The 16,418-nt window shown below is 71.4% G+C and carries 14 protein-coding genes and 1 pseudogene; 5 read left to right on the top strand and 10 right to left on the bottom strand.

Features of this window, described 5'->3' with window-relative positions; all coding sequences use genetic code 11:
* Window positions 1–97, top strand: a pseudogene (locus ABZV06_RS29140) (phytochelatin synthase); the annotation flags it as partial.
* 128 nt (window positions 98–225) lie between these two features.
* Here the strand turns inward: ABZV06_RS29140 and ABZV06_RS29135 are convergent.
* Entirely contained in the window at window positions 226–921 is a 696-nt protein-coding gene (locus ABZV06_RS29135) for a DedA family protein (protein WP_355625422.1), read from the bottom strand.
* Between the two features lie 257 nt (window positions 922–1,178).
* Here ABZV06_RS29135 and ABZV06_RS29130 point away from each other — a divergent pair, with 257 nt between their 5' ends.
* The 3 genes from ABZV06_RS29130 to ABZV06_RS29120 all read left to right on the top strand — a co-directional run bounded on the left by ABZV06_RS29130 (window position 1,179) and on the right by ABZV06_RS29120 (window position 5,740).
* The gene (locus ABZV06_RS29130; RefSeq protein WP_355248864.1) at window positions 1,179–4,031 is read left to right on the top strand and encodes an aconitate hydratase; all 2,853 of its coding nucleotides are present in this window, start codon (window positions 1,179–1,181) and stop codon (window positions 4,029–4,031) included.
* Window positions 4,032–4,793: 762 nt separating this feature from the next.
* Window positions 4,794–5,561 carry a DUF5753 domain-containing protein gene (locus tag ABZV06_RS29125; RefSeq protein WP_355248861.1) on the top strand — a complete coding sequence of 256 codons (768 nt, stop codon included), beginning with the start codon at window positions 4,794–4,796 and terminating at the stop codon, window positions 5,559–5,561.
* Window positions 5,552–5,740: a DUF397 domain-containing protein gene (locus tag ABZV06_RS29120; protein WP_355248859.1), complete on the top strand. Its 189-nt coding sequence runs from the start codon at window positions 5,552–5,554 to the stop codon at window positions 5,738–5,740. The genes ABZV06_RS29125 and ABZV06_RS29120 overlap by 10 nt, the downstream gene beginning before the upstream one ends.
* Before the next feature lie 86 nt (window positions 5,741–5,826).
* Here the strand turns inward: ABZV06_RS29120 and ABZV06_RS29115 are convergent, their stop codons facing one another.
* From ABZV06_RS29115 to ABZV06_RS29085, 7 genes are all read right to left on the bottom strand, one after another.
* A complete protein-coding gene (locus ABZV06_RS29115) occupies window positions 5,827–6,432 on the bottom strand; it encodes an ATP/GTP-binding protein (protein ID WP_355248857.1) in 606 nt (201 codons plus the stop codon).
* On the bottom strand, window positions 6,413–6,799 hold the full coding sequence (locus ABZV06_RS29110) for a DUF742 domain-containing protein (protein ID WP_355248854.1): 387 nt from the start codon (window positions 6,797–6,799) through the stop codon (window positions 6,413–6,415). The genes ABZV06_RS29115 and ABZV06_RS29110 overlap by 20 nt, the downstream gene beginning before the upstream one ends.
* A 5-nt stretch (window positions 6,800–6,804) precedes the next feature.
* On the bottom strand, window positions 6,805–7,227 hold the full coding sequence (locus ABZV06_RS29105) for a roadblock/LC7 domain-containing protein (protein WP_355248851.1): 423 nt from the start codon (window positions 7,225–7,227) through the stop codon (window positions 6,805–6,807).
* A gap of 91 nt (window positions 7,228–7,318) precedes the next feature.
* A complete protein-coding gene (locus tag ABZV06_RS29100) occupies window positions 7,319–9,886 on the bottom strand; it encodes a nitrate- and nitrite sensing domain-containing protein (protein WP_355625420.1) in 2,568 nt (855 codons plus the stop codon).
* A gap of 123 nt (window positions 9,887–10,009) precedes the next feature.
* Window positions 10,010–11,602: a prenyltransferase/squalene oxidase repeat-containing protein gene (locus ABZV06_RS29095; RefSeq protein ID WP_355248845.1), complete on the bottom strand. Its 1,593-nt coding sequence runs from the start codon at window positions 11,600–11,602 to the stop codon at window positions 10,010–10,012.
* Window positions 11,595–12,512 (bottom strand): terpene synthase family protein, encoded by a 918-nt coding sequence (locus ABZV06_RS29090; protein ID WP_355248842.1) that lies wholly within the window; start codon window positions 12,510–12,512, stop codon window positions 11,595–11,597. The genes ABZV06_RS29095 and ABZV06_RS29090 overlap by 8 nt, the downstream gene beginning before the upstream one ends.
* Window positions 12,509–13,846 carry a cytochrome P450 gene (locus ABZV06_RS29085; protein ID WP_355248878.1) on the bottom strand — a complete coding sequence of 446 codons (1,338 nt, stop codon included), beginning with the start codon at window positions 13,844–13,846 and terminating at the stop codon, window positions 12,509–12,511. The genes ABZV06_RS29090 and ABZV06_RS29085 overlap by 4 nt, the downstream gene beginning before the upstream one ends.
* 463 nt (window positions 13,847–14,309) lie before the next feature.
* Here ABZV06_RS29085 and ABZV06_RS29080 point away from each other — a divergent pair, with 463 nt between their 5' ends.
* Window positions 14,310–14,558 carry a DUF2630 family protein gene (locus ABZV06_RS29080; protein WP_355248839.1) on the top strand — a complete coding sequence of 83 codons (249 nt, stop codon included), beginning with the start codon at window positions 14,310–14,312 and terminating at the stop codon, window positions 14,556–14,558.
* Window positions 14,559–14,610: 52 nt separating this feature from the next.
* Here the strand turns inward: ABZV06_RS29080 and ABZV06_RS29075 are convergent, their stop codons facing one another.
* The gene (locus ABZV06_RS29075) at window positions 14,611–15,543 is read right to left on the bottom strand and encodes an RIO1 family regulatory kinase/ATPase (protein ID WP_355625418.1); all 933 of its coding nucleotides are present in this window, start codon (window positions 15,541–15,543) and stop codon (window positions 14,611–14,613) included.
* Window positions 15,544–15,728: 185 nt separating this feature from the next.
* Complete coding sequence (locus tag ABZV06_RS29070) at window positions 15,729–16,373, bottom strand: HAD family hydrolase (RefSeq protein ID WP_355248834.1); 645 nt, start codon at window positions 16,371–16,373, stop codon at window positions 15,729–15,731.
* Between the last annotated feature and the right edge of the window lie 45 nt (window positions 16,374–16,418).

Genomic DNA, 16,418 nt, shown 5'->3' with positions numbered 1-16,418 from the left:
CATCGCCGACTCCGCCGATGCGAACACCGCCGCCTACGACATCACCGTCGAGCACCTCGCCGACTGGATCGCCACCCGCGGCTACGCCACCAGCTAAGAACCAACGACAAGGGCCGGACCCCCACCACAGGGGCCCGGCCCTTTCGGCATCTCCCGCCCCGAACCTGAGCAGATCTTGGACAGTTTCCGTTAGCTGCTAACGGAAACTGTCCACGATCTGCGCGCTCAGTTGCGCGGTTGGCCGGCGCGGGTCGGTTCCGCGGACGGCAGCGCCTCGGCGGACGGTGTCGGCTCGGCGGGCGGTGTCGGCTCGTCGGCGCTCAGGCGGTGGGCACGACGACGCAGCCACCACGTGCTGGCCAGGCCGGCGAGCACCGCGAGGACCAGGCCGGCCCAGGAGATGTCCTTGAGCCAGTGTTCGGCAGCCCGGCCGACGGTGAAGAGCAGGTACGTGGTGCCGAACGCCCAGACCAGCCCGCCGGCCGCGTTGGCCAGCAGGAACCGCCGGTACGGCACACGCAGGGCTCCGGCGAGCGGGCCGGCCAGGATCCGCAGCAGCGCCACGAACCGACCGAAGAACACCGCCCAGACGCCGTGCCGGGCGAAGCTCTGCTCGGCGCGGGCGAGTTGGGCGGGGCCGAGATGGCGTGGGAAGCGTCGGCCCAGCCGGGCGAGCAGTGGACGGCCACCGCGACGACCCACGGCGTACCCGATGGAGTCCCCCACTATCGCTCCGGTGGCGGCGGCTGTCGCCACCCACTCCGGCTCCACCACTCCGGTGGCCGCGAGCAGGGCGGAGCTGACCAGGACGATCTCACCGGGCAGGGGTACGCCCATGCTCTCCACGCCGATCACCCCGGCGACCAGCAGGTAGACCGCGATCGGCGGCAGCGACACGAGCCAGTGCTGGACGTCGAACACGGGTGACCCTCCTCCGACCGGGCTTCGAACCCTACCCGTGGCGGGCGTTCGTGAACCGCCTTGCCGCCGCCCACACCCCGCAGCGCGTCCTAGGAGGCTAGGGATGAGGCGGAAGGCGGACCCCGGCCGGGTTGCGGAAATAGCAAGACGGACGTACGGTTTTGTTGAGAGCGCGGAATCGGCGGTAAGTGTCACCTAACCTCGGCGGCACCCCGGCCGGTGCGACAGACTGCTCAGGACTACTCACGGTCGCTGGTGTGAAGGAGTACGACGTGGCGAGCCTCGACACCTTCGGTGCGAAGACCCAGCTACGCGTCGGAGACGCGAGCTACGAGATTTTCAGGATCGACAAGGTGGACGGCCACGACCGGCTGCCGTACAGCCTGAAGGTCCTGCTGGAGAACCTGCTGCGGACCGAGGACGGCGCGAACATCACCGCCGACCACATCCGCCAGCTCGGCGGGTGGGACCCCACCGCCGAGCCGAGTGTGGAGATCCAGTTCACCCCGGCGCGGGTGCTCATGCAGGACTTCACCGGTGTCCCCTGCGTGGTCGACCTGGCCACCATGCGCGAGGCCGTGCGGGACCTGGGCGGCGACGCCACCAAGGTCAACCCCCTCGCCCCCGCCGAGCTGGTCATCGACCACTCGGTCATCGCCGACCTGTTCGGCCGCGAGGACGCGTTCGCCCGCAACGTCGAGCTGGAGTACGAGCGCAACAGAGAGCGTTACCAGTTCCTGCGCTGGGGCCAGACCGCGTTCAACGAGTTCAAGGTCGTCCCGCCGGGCACCGGCATCGTGCACCAGGTCAACATCGAGTACCTGGCTCGTACGATCATGGAACGTGGCGGGCAGGCGTACCCGGACACCGTCGTCGGCACCGACTCGCACACCACGATGGTCAACGGCCTGGGCGTGCTGGGCTGGGGCGTCGGCGGCATCGAGGCCGAGGCCGCGATGCTCGGCCAGCCGGTCAGCATGCTGATCCCTCGCGTCGTCGGCTTCAAGCTCTCCGGCGAGATGCCGGCCGGCACCACCGCCACCGACCTCGTGCTGACCATCACCGAGATGCTGCGCAAGCACGGCGTGGTCGGCAAGTTCGTCGAGTTCTACGGCCCCGGCGTGAGCGCCGTGCCGCTGGCCAACCGGGCCACCATCGGCAACATGTCCCCGGAGTACGGCTCCACCGTGGCGATCTTCCCGATCGACGCCGAGACCATCCGCTACCTGGAGCTGACCGGCCGGGACGCCGCGCAGGTCGCGCTCGTCGAGGCGTACGCCAAGGAGCAGGGCCTCTGGCACGACCCGGCGGCCGAGCCGTCGTACTCGGAGCGCCTGGAGCTTGACCTGGGCACCATCGAGCCGTCACTCGCCGGCCCGAAGCGCCCCCAGGACCGGGTGCCGCTGGGCGCCGCCAAGACGCTGTTCCGCTCGGCGCTTACCGACTACGTGGCCGACGACTCCGTCGGTGAGCGTGACCTCAAGCCGGGTGTGGCGCGTGAGCAGTTGCCGGTGGGCGCGAACGGCCCGGCCGACGAGGCCAGCGCCGAGTCGTTCCCGGCCAGCGACCCGCCCGCCAACCAGTTCAGCGACCCCGCCGACGAGCCGCGCGACCTGGAGACGGCGGCGGTCGGCGCCGGCGGCCGTGCCAGCAACCCGATCCGGGTCACCGGCACCGACGGCGCGGAGTACGAGCTGGACCACGGCGCCGTGGTGATCGCGGCGATCACGTCCTGCACCAACACGTCCAACCCGCAGGTGATGATCGGCGCGGCCCTGCTGGCCCGCAACGCGGTCGAGAAGGGCCTGACCCGCAAGCCGTGGGTGAAGACCACCCTGGCCCCGGGCTCGAAAGTCGTCATGGACTACTACGAGCGGGCCGGCCTCACGCCGTACCTGGACAAGCTCGGCTTCAACCTGGTCGGCTACGGCTGCACGACCTGCATTGGCAACTCGGGCCCGCTGCCCGAGGAGGTGTCGGCGGCGGTCAACGAGCACGACCTGTCGGTCGTCTCGGTGCTCTCGGGCAACCGCAACTTCGAGGGCCGGATCAATCCGGACGTCAAGATGAACTACCTGGCGTCCCCGCCGCTGGTCGTCGCGTACGCCCTCGCCGGCACGATGGACATCGACCTCGCCAACGAGCCGATCGGTGAGGACAGCGACGGCAACCCGGTCTACCTGCGCGAGATCTGGCCGAACAGCGCCGAGATCCAGGACGTCATCGCCCAGGCGATCGGCGCGACCGGCTTCAGCGCCGCGTACGCCGACGTCTTCGCCGGCGACGAACGGTGGCAGTCGCTGCCCACCCCGACCGGCGACACCTTCGCCTGGGACAGTGACTCGACCTACGTGCGCAAGCCCCCGTACTTCGAGGGCATGCAGCAGGAGCCGAGCCCGGTCGTCGACATCTCCGGCGCGCGGGTGCTGGCCAAGCTGGGTGACTCGGTGACCACCGACCACATCTCGCCGGCCGGCGCGATCAAGGCCGACTCCCCCGCCGGCACGTACCTCGCCGAGCACGGCGTGCCGCGCCACGAGTTCAACTCGTACGGCTCGCGCCGAGGCAACCACGAGGTGATGATCCGGGGCACCTTCGCCAACATCCGGCTGCGTAACCAGCTGGTGCCCGGGGTGGAGGGCGGCTTCACCGTCAACCACCTCACCGGCGAGCAGACCTCGATCTACGACGCGTCGATGGCCTACCAGGAGGCCGGCATCCCGCTGGTCATCCTGGCCGGCAAGGAGTACGGGTCGGGTTCGTCGCGGGACTGGGCGGCCAAGGGCACCATGCTGCTGGGCGTCCGGGCGGTCATCGCCGAGTCATACGAGCGGATCCACCGCTCCAACCTCATCGGCATGGGCGTGCTGCCGCTGCAGTTCCCGGTCGACGTCACCGCCGAGTCGCTGGGCCTGACCGGCACCGAGATGTTCACCATCACCGGTGTGACCGCCCTGAACGACGGCGACACCCCGCGCACCGTGACGGTCACGACCGACACGGGCGTGGAGTTCGAGGCCGTCGTGCGGATCGACACCCCGGGTGAGGCCGACTACTACCGGCACGGCGGCATTCTGCAGTACGTGCTGCGCCGCATGATCGCCAACTGATCGCGTACACCTGAGAAGGGCCGCTTCCCGCGCTGGCGGGGAGCGGCCCTTTCACGTCTCTGCCTTCCCGTGCGTGGCCCCCGGGTAGCTGTCTCGCGCCCTTTGCTCTGCTTCACTCGGGGCAACACTGACCGGGCAATACTGTTGCGCCCGTTGAAGCAGAGCAAAGGGCGCGAACGAGGTACGGCCAGCGAAGGATCCCGACCAGGTCCCCGCTCAGCGCAGGCGCAGCGCGACCGCGCGGGCCTCCTCGTCGGTGAGGGGCAGGAACCACAGGAAACGGCGAACGATGGCGACCGGATCGGGGCCGCCCGGCTGGCCGCGCAGGTCCCGGATGGCCCGGCGGGTGATCCGGGAGAACTCCGGGATCAGAGTCGCCCGGCGGGCCGCGTCCGTCGGTGCCGCTCGCAGCGCCGCGCAGGGCCAGTCCCGTCCGCAGGCGTCGCATATCCAGAAGGGACCGTCGGCGGTGTGCGCGACCGGCGGGCCGCACCGGGGCCGCCAGCGTGCTTCGGGTACGACGTTCGCTGGGCGACCCGGGCCACGGTATGGAGGATGGAGTGGCCCGATCGTGCGGGGAGGGCTCGGCCTGAACGGTGACGGACCGGCTGTCGGCTTCGGGTGGCTCCGGGACTTGCCCTCACACATCCTGTGCTCCCTCCTCGGTGCTGTCTACACAGCACCCTGCCGAGGGTTGCCAATCGATTACACCGCGTATGACTATTACCCTCCAACGTCCGGAACGTTCTGAGAGGGCTGGGGATGAATCGAGCCGTGCAGGCAGCGATGGTCGAGAGGGGCCACACAGCCGACAGTCTCGCTGCTCAGATTGGCGTCGATCCGAAGACGGCCGCGAAGTGGGCGAGCACCGAACGAATTCCGCAGACGCGTCATCGTGCACGGGTGGCCGAGTTGCTCGGTCGGAACGTGGACGAGCTGTGGCCCGACGCGTTGAAGCGCCGGACGCCGGCCTGGTTCCGGCCCTGGGCCGAGATCGAGCGCGAGGCGCTGTCGCTGCGGTCATTTCAGCTCGCGTGGATACCTGGCCTGCTCCAGACGAAGGCGTACGCGCTGGCGACGCTGGTCGGCGAGGCGCTGACGCCGGCCGAGGCCGACGATCTCGCCGAGGCGCGACTGAGCCGGCAAGCCATCCTGCGCCGGGAACGCCCGCCACTGCTCGTCGCGGTCCTCGACGAAGCAATCCTCCGGCGCACCCTCGACGGCGACCGGACCATGATGCGGGAGCAGTGCGAGCGGCTGGCCGAGCAGGCCGCGCTGCCGAACGTGTCGGTCTTCGTCGTGCCCGCCGACGTCGGCATGTATCCGGGCCTGGGCGGTCCGTTCACAGTCGCCGAAATGCCGGACGGCGCACGGGTCGCGCACGTCGACAGCCAGGCGCAAGCGCAGCTCATCGACAAGGTTGCCGACGTTGCTACCCTCGACCGACGGTGGGAACGCATTCGCGACGGGGCCTTGTCGCGGGCGCAGTCCCTCAACCTCATCAGGGAAGCGGCAGCCTCATGGACCTGACCGGCGCTCAGTGGCGCAAGAGCACCAAGAGTGGCAACAACGGCGGCGACTGCGTCGAGGTGGCCGACAACCTCGCCGGCGTCATCGCCGTACGCGACTCCAAGGACCCGGCCGGTCCGGCGCTCGCCTTCGACCCGGCGGCTTGGACCCGATTCTTGGTGCTGGCCAAGCGCGGCTGACCGCTCCTTCACACCCGAACGGCCCTCGGCGGGTGCCGAGGGCCGTCGACGCTTGTCAGGCCGGGGTTCGTACCCGGTCGGCGTGGTCAGTCGGCGGCGCGGCGGCGGGCCTCGCGGGTCTTCATGGCGTGCTCCATGAGGGTCACGAGCACCTCCTTGCTGGACTCGCGCTGACGCGCGTCGCAGAGCAGCACCGGTACGCCCGGATCGAGGTTCAGCGCGGTCTGCACCTCGTCGAGCCGGTACTGGCGGGAACCCTCGAAGCAGTTCACGGCCACGACGAACGGGGTGCCCCGGCCCTCGAAGTAGTCGATCGACGGGAAACAGTCGGCCAGGCGACGGGTGTCGGCCAGGACCACCGCGCCGATCGCGCCGAGCGCCAGCTCGTCCCAGACGAACCAGAAACGGTCCTGCCCGGGCGTGCCGAACAGGTAGAGCACCAGGTCGTCGCTGATGGTGATCCGACCGAAGTCCATCGCCACGGTGGTGGTGGTCTTACCCTCCACCCCGGACAGATCGTCGATGCCGACGCCGGTCTCGGTCAGCACCTCCTCGGTGCGCAACGGCCGGGTCTCGCTCACTGCTCCGACCATGGTGGTCTTACCCACGCCGAAGCCACCGGCGACCAGGATCTTGATCGCGGTGGGCAGTGGCGTCGCTCCCGCCGGCCGGTCAGAGTGCCCGTAGTCCATTGATTACCGCCTCGAAGATGCTGTTGTCGGGAAGACCGGCCGTGGTCTGGGGTTCGCGTACCTGCACGAGGTTGCGGGCCGCCAGGTCGCCGAGGAGCACCCGGATGGTCCCCACCGGCAGGTCGAGGTGGGCGGCGATCTCGGCGACGGACTGTATTCGCTGGCACAGACCGACGATCGCCAGGTGCTCGGGACCGAGACCGACCTCCGGCGTCACGTCGGCGCGGGTCGCGGTGACCAGGGAGATCAGGTCGAACGTGCCGGTGATCGGGCGGGCGCGCCCACGTGTCATCGCGTACGGGCGCACCACCGGGCCCGCATGGTCATCCACCCACTGATGCTCTGCGGACTCCCCCTGCACCGTCATGGCCGTTACCTCTCGCCAGCCGACTGTTCGGTGCCCCGCGATGGGGAGGCCACGTACTTGCCGACGCGGGTGACGAGCATCGCCATCTCGTACGCGATGAGACCGACGTCGGCGTCCTCGGTGGCGAGGACCGCCAGGCAGGCGTTGCGGCCGGCGGCGGTGACGAACAGGAACGACGACTGCATCTCGATGATGGTCTGCTGCACCTGCCCGCCGCCGAAGCGCTTGCCGGCGCCCCGGGCCAGGCTCTGGATGCCGGCAGCCATCGCCGCGAGGTGCTCGCCGTCGTCCCGGCTCAGCCCCTGCGAGGAAGCCATCAACAACCCGTCGGTGGAGAGCGCGACCGCATGCTCGGCCTGCTTCACCCGGCCCACCAGATCATCCAGCAACCACGTCAGGTCGGCACTCGAAGCCGTCTTCTGGGCCACTTCGTCGTCCTCTTCTCGCCCGGCAGTTGCGCCGTATTCGTCTTGGGCTTGACCGTCACACCGCGCGGAAACTCGCAGCGCCGGCGCTCGGTCAGGTGGCTTGTGGTTCCTCGTCGGTCGGCTCGGGCGTCGCGCCCGACGGGCCGCCGAGCAGCCGCGCCGCGTCGGTCCTACCGCGCCGGGTGCCGGTCTGATAGGAGCTCATCATCCGGCGTACCTGCTCGGGTGGCCGTACCACGTCCTCCTCGTCGGACTCGGTCGCCGCCGGGTCGTCGCGCAGCTCGGGCACGATGTTCGCCTGGCGGACCCGGACCGGCAGGCCGGAGCCGGTCTGGTCCGTCTCGGTCCGTGCCGGAACCGGCCCGCCGTCGGTGCCCGGCTCGCTGCCGCCGCCCGTTCCGGCCCGGTCCACCGCGGGCAGGCCGGTGGGCACCGTCGGCCCCTCCAGGGCCGGCTGGCCCAGGACACGACGCGCCCGGGTGGGCAGGTCCGCGGCTGCGGTGCCCGCCGCCGTCCGCTTGCGGGTGGGGAGTACGACCTCCTTGTCGCTCCCGTCCGTCTGCTCGGTGGTGGTGCTGTTCTCGGTAAGCGCCGAGGCGACCGGGGTCACCGGCTGCGGCGCGCCTGCGGCGCTGGTCTCCGTTGCCGTGGTGGCCACCGCGACCGTCGAGAGGCCGGCGGGACGACCGCCCTCGACGGGACCGACGGTCGTCGGACCGGCGGGCAGCGCGATGGCTGGCGGGCCGGCCGGGATCGCGCCGGAGTTCTCCGGGTCGGTGCCGTTGGCCGTGATCAGCTCCGTAGGGATGAGGACGACGGCGGTGGTACCGCCGTACGCGGACTCCTTGAGCCGGACCCGGACGCCGTGCCGCTCGGTCAGCCGGCTCACCACGTAGAGGCCGAGCCGGGCGGCGTTGGCGAGGTTCAGCTCGGACCGGTCGACGATGCGGTGGTTCGCGGCGGCCAGGTCCTCCTCGCTCATGCCGAGGCCCCGGTCCTCGATCTCGATGGCGAACCCGTTCGCCACGAGCTGGCCGCGGACCTCGACCGTGGTGTGCGGCGGCGAGAACGACAGGCCGTTCTCGATCAGCTCGGCGAGCAGGTGGATGATGTCGCCGACCGCCCGGCCGGCGAGCGAGACGGCTCCCAGCGGCAGCACGTTCACGCGGGTGTAGTCCTCCACCTCGGCGACCGCGCCGCGCACCACGTCGACCATGGGGACGTTGCGCCGCCAGGCCCGACCCGGGGTGGAGCCGGAGAGCACGATCAGGTTCTCCGCGTTGCGCCGCATCCGGGTGGCCAGGTGGTCGACCCGGAACAGGTCCTCCAGCTCCTCCGCGTCGTGCTCCCGCCGCTCCATCGCGTCGAGCAGGGTGAGCTGGCGGTGTACCAGCGCCTGCGTACGCCGGGCCAGGCTGAGGAAGACCTCGCGGACGTTGCGACGCAGCTCGGCCTGCTCGACGGCGGTCCGCAGGGCGGTCTCCTGGACGGCGTTGAACGCCTTGCCGACCTGGCCGATCTCGTCGGTGCCGAACTCCAGCGGGGGCGCCTCGGTGGCGACGTCGACCTCCTCGCCGCGGCCGAGCCGGTCGACCACGCGGGGCAGCCGCTCGTCGGCGAGCTTCCAGGCGGCCAGTCGCAGCCGGTCCAGCTGACGCAGGAGGGTACGGGCCGTGGTGATCGAGACGACGACCGAGGCGATGACGGCGAGCAGACCCAGACCGGTGGCGAGGACGAGCCGGACGACGACCATCACGGCCACACCGGTGGCGCGGCCGACGATGCCCTCGCCGCCGTCGACGACGGTGTCGTTCACCTCGGCCAGGGCAGGCTCGACGGTGCCGCGCCACTGTTCGGCGCTGACCGGGAGCTGGGTCGCCGGGCGGCCCTCGCGGATGATGCTGTCCTGTACGGTGCGCAGCCGGGTGAACGCCTCGCCCTCGACGAGCTGCCGGTAGCGGCGCTGGTCGGCGTCGGCGAGCCGGGCCTGGGTCTCCTCGCCGAGGAACCGCTCGGCGCCGACCAGGCTGACGTAGCGGGCGTACTCCGGACCGCTGATCCGGCCGGTGCCGAAGAGGCCGCTGAGCAGCGCGTCCTCCTGCGAGATCAGCTCCTTCATCCGGTTGAGCTGGATCAGGGCCGCCGCGTCGGCGGCGATCTCCTTGTCGTCCAGGCTGCCGGTGACGTCGTAGATCCGGAAGATCGATTCGATGGCGTTCGTGTAGGCGTCGGCGGCGGAGATCCGGTCGACCTTACGGCCGAGCACGTCCGCGCGGGTCTGCTGGAGCCCGTTGACCTGCGCGATCGTGGCGTCCAGCTGGGCGTCGAGGGCCGAGCTGCCGGCCACGTCGACCTGCCAGTTGCGGACCGAGCCGGCGAAGTCGTCCGCCAGCTGCGCTGCCTTGCGCTGCTCGATCTCCAGCGCCGCGCGCTGCGCGGCGTCGGGGTTGCTCAGGTACGCCTGGGTCAACCGCCGCTCGAGCTGCAGCTCCTGCAACAGGGGCTCGCTGGGCGCGTAGACCTTGCTGTTGAGCAGCTGGACACCGAGCAGGTTGAAGCCGTCCCGCAGGGTGACCCATGCCGCGAACATCCAGAGCGCGACCAGGGAGAGCAGCAGGGCGACGACCTTGGTGCGGATACTCGTACCGCGAGAACGCATTGAACCGTCCCAGGCAGGGCGTTGACTCAGCTCATCAACGGGTGATCATGGAAGACGACGTCCCGCCACGGCGGGGCATCGGGGCTGAGGCTCTGCGTACGCTAGCAGTGTCCACACAACCCCTCAAGTCGCTGTTTTTGTTGTCTGGTAACCACAATCCACCACCGAACGGTCGACCCCCGTCACGTGTACGGAGGCGAGACGACAGGCGGCCAGGACCGCCGCGCGAACGATCGCGGTAGGACAGTACAGCTCTTTGCCGTACCACAGTGGAGGGTCCGTTCGGCCGGACGGTTGGTGCAGGTAGGCGTGGCCGCGCGCCACCGCGTCGTCGACCTGCGGCGCTCCGGTCGGCGCGGCCAACAGCACCTGTAGGGCGTACGCGGTCTCCTCGACCGTGCCATCCCACCGCCCCCACGAACCGTCGGGGCGCTGGCTGTCCAGCACCCAGCGGGCCGCCCGGTCGATCGACTCGGCCGCCCTGCCGCCGCGACCGAACTCCGCCAGGGCCAGCACGCAGCAGGCCGTGGCGTAGTACGGCGAGGCGTGCCACCGGTCCTGCCAGCGGCCGTCGGCGTGCTGGTGTGCGGGCAGGACCGCGCTGAGCCGGTCGACCGTCCGGTGGTACCGCGCGTCCGCGTCGGGGTGCGCCGCCACGTGCTGGCCGAACGCGTCCAGCACGTGCGCGTTGGTGGTGACCGAGAAGCCGTCCTCGCTCCCCGGCCAGGTGCAGAAGCCCTCGGCCGTCTCGTACGCCCACAGGCTGGCCGGGTCGGCGGGGTGGCCGAGCCGGGCCAGCGCGTCCAGCGTGACCGAGGTGGTGTCGGCGTCGGTGGGCAGACCCTCGCCGGTGGCGACGCCCTCGGCGGCGGTGGCGGTGGCCAGGGTGCGCAGCACGGTGGCCGGCGGGTCGACCGCGACACCGGCGCGGCACAGCCCGCCGAGCACCCACGCCCGCTCGAACACGGTGATCGGCGTCGGACAGGGCACCGGACCGTCACCGTCCCGGATCAGGTGCCGTAGGAAGGCGTACGCGGCAGGGCCGGCGTCCGGGCCGGCGGCGCTCAGCCAGGCGGCGGTCGCGGCGGGTGACGCGCCGACGGCGGTGAGGGTCGGTCCGGCGTCGGCCGGCGTCGCGTCCAGCAGCTCGTAGAAGTGGGCCAGCTTCGATGGCAGCGTCACCCCGGCGGCGACCGCGGCGCGTACCGCGCGCAGCCGGTCCGGGCGGAGCCCCGCGGGCAGCTCCAGCGGGGGGCGGGGCAGCCGGTCGGCGGTCGTCCGGTCCAGCCGGGACAGCCGATCGTTGATCGACTCGACCAACGCGGGGACGATGAGATCCAGCGCCGGGGTGTCCGGCAGGGCCCGCGCGTGCGTGGCGAGCAGCCGGCCGGCGAGCGCGTGCAGCCCACGCCCCGCCGGGGCGAGCAGGTCCGCATCGGCCGATCCAGCCGCGAGCAGTGCGTCGGTGGCGCTCAGCGTGGGCACCAGCGCGTACCCCTCGGGTGGGCCCCACGCTCCGTCCGGGCGCTGCTCGCGCAGCAGGAACCCGATCCGCTGGTGGTGTCCCGGCAGCCAGGGCGCGTCGGCGACCAGCCGAGCGCTCTCGTACACCGAGGGTGCGACCTGCCCCCACGGTCGCAGCGCAAGGCCGGCGATCAGCTCGCGCGCGGCGTCGATGGCCGGTTCGGCCAGTACGTGCCCCGGGCTCTCACTCATCGCGTGCTCCCCAGAAGTCCGACAGCTGGTAGAAGCCACCCGTGAAGGAGATCTGCCGGTGCAGGTAGTCCGCCTGGCGCGGACACCGCTCGGCGAGCGCGGCCAGATCGCCACGGGCACGGTTGGTCAGCTCGGTAAGCCGGTCGTGCACCCGCGCCGGGTCGTCGACCAGCAGCAGGGCGTTGAGATCCCCCCACTCGGCGTCCCGCCCGTGCGTGGCGAGATCGTTGACCAGCCGCAGCACCCGCTGCACGCCACGTCCGGCGTCGAGCAGGTCGGTCAACTGGGCGAGGGTCCTGTCGTCGCCGGTGGCGATCCAGTGCGTGACGTTGACGAAGGAGCAGGCCAGGTTGTCGGCGTTGTCCAGGTAGCGGTCGAGGTCTGGCAGACGCTTCCCGGTGGTCGGGTCGGTGGGCAGGTTCTTCCAGTCCCACTCGCGCGACACGGCGGCGAGCATCCGGGCCAGCTCGTCGCGCCAGATCGGGCGCAGCCGGAGGAACGCCGGCACGGTGGTCAGTTCGTCGCGCAGGTCGGCCAGCAGCCGCGCGAGATGTCGGCCGGGCGGGGGCGCGCCGCCGTCGGCGACCGCCAGGCAGTCGGTCACGATCGTCCGGACGTCGTCGGCGGACCGGGCGAGGTAGTCGACCTGCCAGTCGGCGGCGAAGACCCAGAGCAGGGTACGGGTGGTGATCCGCAGTTCGGCGGCGGTGTGCCACGGCGCGGTGAACGCGATGGCGGTGGCCACCGAGCTGAGCAGCGCGGCGTCGAACGGCGCGGCGTCGAAGAGTTCCGGGTGGGCGGCGGTGACGCCCTGCAGGTCGCGGACACCGCGTACGGCGAGCGCGCACACCCGGCCCTGCTCGGCGACGGCGTCGGGCCCGGCCTCCACCGGCCACGGAGCGCCGGTCACGAGGCGACCGGACGCTCGACCGGAGTGACGATCAGCTCGGCCCGCTGCTTGGGTTGCAGCGAGGCGCCGAGCCGGGGTGTCAGGCCGACGGGCTCCCGCAGCCGGAAGCGGTAGCGGCTCAGCACGGTGCTGACGATGAGCTGCGCCTCCAGCAGGAACAGGTACTGCCCGAGGCACTGGTGCGGGCCGCCGCCGAAGGGGAAGTACGAGTAGCGGTAGCGCCGGCGGGGCTTCTCCGGCGCGAAGCGCTCCGGGTCGAACAGCGTCGGGTCGTCCCAGAAGGTCGACATCCGCTGGGTGACGTACGGGCTGACCAGCACGGTCCCACCAGCCTTGATCCGCACACCGCCCAGCACGTCGTCGTCCACGGCGGTGCGGGGGATCATCCAGCCGGCCGGGTAGAGCCGCAGCATCTCGTCGAGCACCATGCGGCCGTAGCGCAGCTGCGGCAGGTGCTCGCGGCCGACCCGCTCGGCACCGACCACCCGCTCGATCTCGTCGGTCATCAGCTCGGCCACGTCGGGCCGGGACGCCAGCACCGGCCACAGCCAGGAGAGCAGGGCGATCGTGGTCTCGGTGGCGGTGGAGAACATGGCCACCACGTCGCCGCGGATCGCGTACTCGTCGGGCTCGCTGCCGTCGGCGCGCGGGCGGCAGAGGGTGGAGATGATGTCGTCGCCGTCGCCTGGCCGAGCGCGGGCCTCCCGGATGATCGGCAGCACCACCTCGTCGATGGTCCGCACCGCCTCGCGGAAGGGCCGGTCGCCGGGCATCGGCACCGCGTACGGCACGAAGGGCACCAGCAGGCGTGGAAGCATGGCGGTGGTGACGGTGTCCAGCGCGGCGCTGATCCGCAACGCGTCCGGCACCGAGATGCGGTCGGCGAAGAGCACCCGCATGGTGGTCCGCAGCACGATGCGGGTCAGCTCGGCGCCGCCGTCGATCGGGCGGCCGTCGAGGGCCGGCTCCAGCCACTCGTCGACGGCCTCGTTAATCGCGTCGGCCATCCGGTCGACGAGCGTCTCGGCCCGCTTCGCGGTGAACAGCGGTTGCAGCGCGCCCCGGCTGGACTCCCAGATCTCGCCCTCGGCGACCAGGATGGCGTCGCCGACGATCCGGCGGACCGGCCGCCACAACAGACCCTCGCCGTCGCGCGTGTAGTTGGCAACGTTGTCCCTCAGCACTCGTTGCAGATGCTCGGGATGACTCACGAGGTACGGGCGGAACGAGCCGAGGTTCAGCCGGACCACCTCGCCTGCGGCGGCCTCCGCGAAGCCGACGAGCGCGCCGAGCGGGTCACGGACCAGCGCGGGCAGGGCACGACGGAGTGGGATCATCCGGGGTTCGGTGCTGACGGGGGCGGGGCCGGCATCGGACACCTGGGACATGCAACGTCTCCTCGTCGTCCCACCGGCCGTGCGGTCCACTTCGGCCGGTCGAGACTGTGAAATTTTCACCTTCTGGGCGTCGGAAGCATCTCACCAATTCCAAGCCACCTCTAGACCTGTGACCGGTGAGATTCCACCCACGTCCCAGACGAACATCGATGCCCCTGGCAGGCCGAAGTCCTGAGTGGATAGTCAGGAAGTGGCACCGGCGCAGGTCGCACCCGTAGACGCGGGGGCCACCGCCGCCGACCGGCCCGGACGGCGGCGGACCGTCGGCCCGGTCGAGCGCCGGACCCGCCCGCCGGCTCACGTCCGTGCGATCCCAGAAGCCGGGCAACGCAGTGAGCAAGGACGCACCGGTCCCTGCGAATCCGGGCGATGGCGGGCACCCTGTGCCAGGCTCTGTGGCATGGACGACAAGACCATCCTGAACCGGATCTCCGAGCTGGTCGACGAGGAGCACCGGCTGCGCGCGGACGCCCAGGCCCACGAGTCCGGCACCGAGGGCGAGGCCAGCGAGCGCCTACGCGCCCTGGAAGAATCCCTCGACCAGTGCTGGGACCTGCTCCGCCGCCGCCGGGCCGCCCGTGCCACCCACGGCGACCCCGACTCGCAGGGCGAACGCCCCAAGCCGGAGGTGGAACGCTACCTCCAGTGATCGGCACGGGCGGGTCGGGCAGCGCTGAGGCACCCGACCCGCTCCGCTCCGGTCAGCGGATGCCCGCCTCGCGCAGCAGCTCCCCGGTCAGGGCGCCGGCGTCGGCCTGTTCGGCGCTCAGTCCCCGGGCCACGAACCAGGCGCCGACCACCCGCACGTCGCGGGCCAGGAACTCGGGCCCCTGCGGGTTCGCCACCACGTCGACCACCTGCGGCAGGTCGATCACGACGAGCCGCCCGGAGTGCACGAGCAGGTTGTACGGCGACAGGTCACCGTGGGCGTAGCCGGCCCGGGCCAGGACACGCAGCGCCTCGACCAGTTGGTCCCACAGGTCGCGCAGCTCGGCCGGGCCGGGCCGTAGCTGGGCCAGCCGGGGCGCAGCAAGGCCCGACTCGGCGTCACCGACGAACTCCAGCATCAGCTCGGTGCCCCGCAACTGCACGGGGTACGGCACGGCGATCCGGTCGTTCCCGGCGCCGATCTCCCAGAGTCGCGCCAGCGCGGCGAACTCGGCCGCCGCCCACTGCCCGGCGATCATCTGGCGGCCGAAGGCCGTCCGGCCGGCCATCGCCCTCATCTCCCGGGAGCGCCGCACCCGGCGACCCTCCAGGTAGCCGGCGTCGCGGTGGAACAACCGGTGCTCCGGGTCCCGGTATCGCTTGACCGCCAACAGGCAGGACCGGTCCGTGTCCGGTACCGCGCGGCGGACCAGGTGGACGTCCGCCTCCTTGCCGGTCTTCAGCACACCCAGCTCGGTGTCCTTGGCGGCCAGCTCGGTGACCAGCCAGTCCGGGTGCGGGTTTGGCCCGTGCACCGCGTCGTCCCACGACGACCAGCGTTCGCCGGTGTCGGGGTCGGGTTGGGTGTCGGGGTCGGCGGGCGGCTCGGTGGGCCGGGCCCGCCTCAGGAACTGCGGTTCGTCGTCGTCGAAGCGGCGCTTGCCGCGGGTCCGGCGCTCCAGCGCCGGAAGGTCATGATCGCGCACTGTGGTGAGATTCCCTTGATCGAGGCTGAGATAGGCAGCTGGTAGCGACCTGCGAAGACGGCCACGGCCGACCTCCTCTCCTCGATCGGGCGGTACGCCCGGTGCACGATGCGCCGCCCATCCTCGCGGCAGCCCTGAGCACGGGTCAACCGAATTACGGCAGGGACGCGACGGGCGCGTACGCCTCAGCTCGCGAGCACCGTGGCGACAGCGGCGATCAGCCCGTCCACCGTGCGGCTGGGCGCGAAACGGACGTCCGACCAGGTCCGGCCCCGGTGCAGCCAGACGCTGGGCAGCCCGACCGCGGCGGCGCCGCCGATGTCCGCCTCCGGGCTGTCGCCGACCACCCAGGCACCCCGCAACGGCATCCGCACCCGCTGCGCGGCGAGCGCGAAGATCCGCGGGTTGGGTTTGCTGACCCCGGCCTCCTCGGAGATCACCCAGTCGGCGACGTAACGGTCCAGGCCGGTACGACGGATCTTGGCGTCCTCCAGGCGTACCGTGCCGTTGCACACCACCACGGGCACCCAGCCCGCGTCGTCGGCGATGCGCAGCGCGCAGGCGGTCAGCGGATCGAGCCGGGTCTGCGCCACCACCCCGTCGTGCAGTTCCTCCACCAGGTCGATCGAGGGGATCCGCAGCTCGTAGCGGTCCCGGATCGCGTCGGCCAGGTCCCAGCGGTCGGTCAACCCGTCCGCGTCGATCGAGATCAGCCAGTCGATGTCGGTGGGGGGCGCGCCGATGCCGTCCAGGAAGCGCTCACCCCAGCGTCGGAACGGCCCGGCCCGGTCCAGCAGGGTGTTGTCCAGGTCCAGCAGGAGCAGTGGCACTCGGGCACCCTACGGGACCGACGTGTCCGCCAACAGACCACGCGG

This window comes from Micromonospora sp. NPDC005172 (genome assembly GCF_040608555.1).
GTDB lineage: Bacteria > Actinomycetota > Actinomycetes > Mycobacteriales > Micromonosporaceae > Micromonospora.
The sequence above is the reverse complement of the archived record's forward strand: the minus strand, read 5'-3'. Positions and strand labels throughout refer to the sequence as shown.

Excerpts from the sequence above, each read along its gene's own strand:
- ABZV06_RS29125 (WP_355248861.1), top strand. The coding sequence starts at position 4,794 with ATGAATCGAGCCGTGCAGGCAGCGATGGTCGAGAGGGGCCACACAGCC.
- ABZV06_RS29120 (WP_355248859.1), top strand. The coding sequence starts at position 5,552 with ATGGACCTGACCGGCGCTCAGTGGCGCAAGAGCACCAAGAGTGGCAAC.
- ABZV06_RS29115 (WP_355248857.1), bottom strand. The coding sequence starts at position 6,432 with ATGGACTACGGGCACTCTGACCGGCCGGCGGGAGCGACGCCACTGCCC.
- ABZV06_RS29110 (WP_355248854.1), bottom strand. The coding sequence starts at position 6,799 with ATGACGGTGCAGGGGGAGTCCGCAGAGCATCAGTGGGTGGATGACCAT.
- ABZV06_RS29100 (WP_355625420.1), bottom strand. The coding sequence starts at position 9,886 with ATGCGTTCTCGCGGTACGAGTATCCGCACCAAGGTCGTCGCCCTGCTG.
- ABZV06_RS29095 (WP_355248845.1), bottom strand. The coding sequence starts at position 11,602 with ATGAGTGAGAGCCCGGGGCACGTACTGGCCGAACCGGCCATCGACGCC.
- ABZV06_RS29080 (WP_355248839.1), top strand. The coding sequence starts at position 14,310 with ATGGACGACAAGACCATCCTGAACCGGATCTCCGAGCTGGTCGACGAG.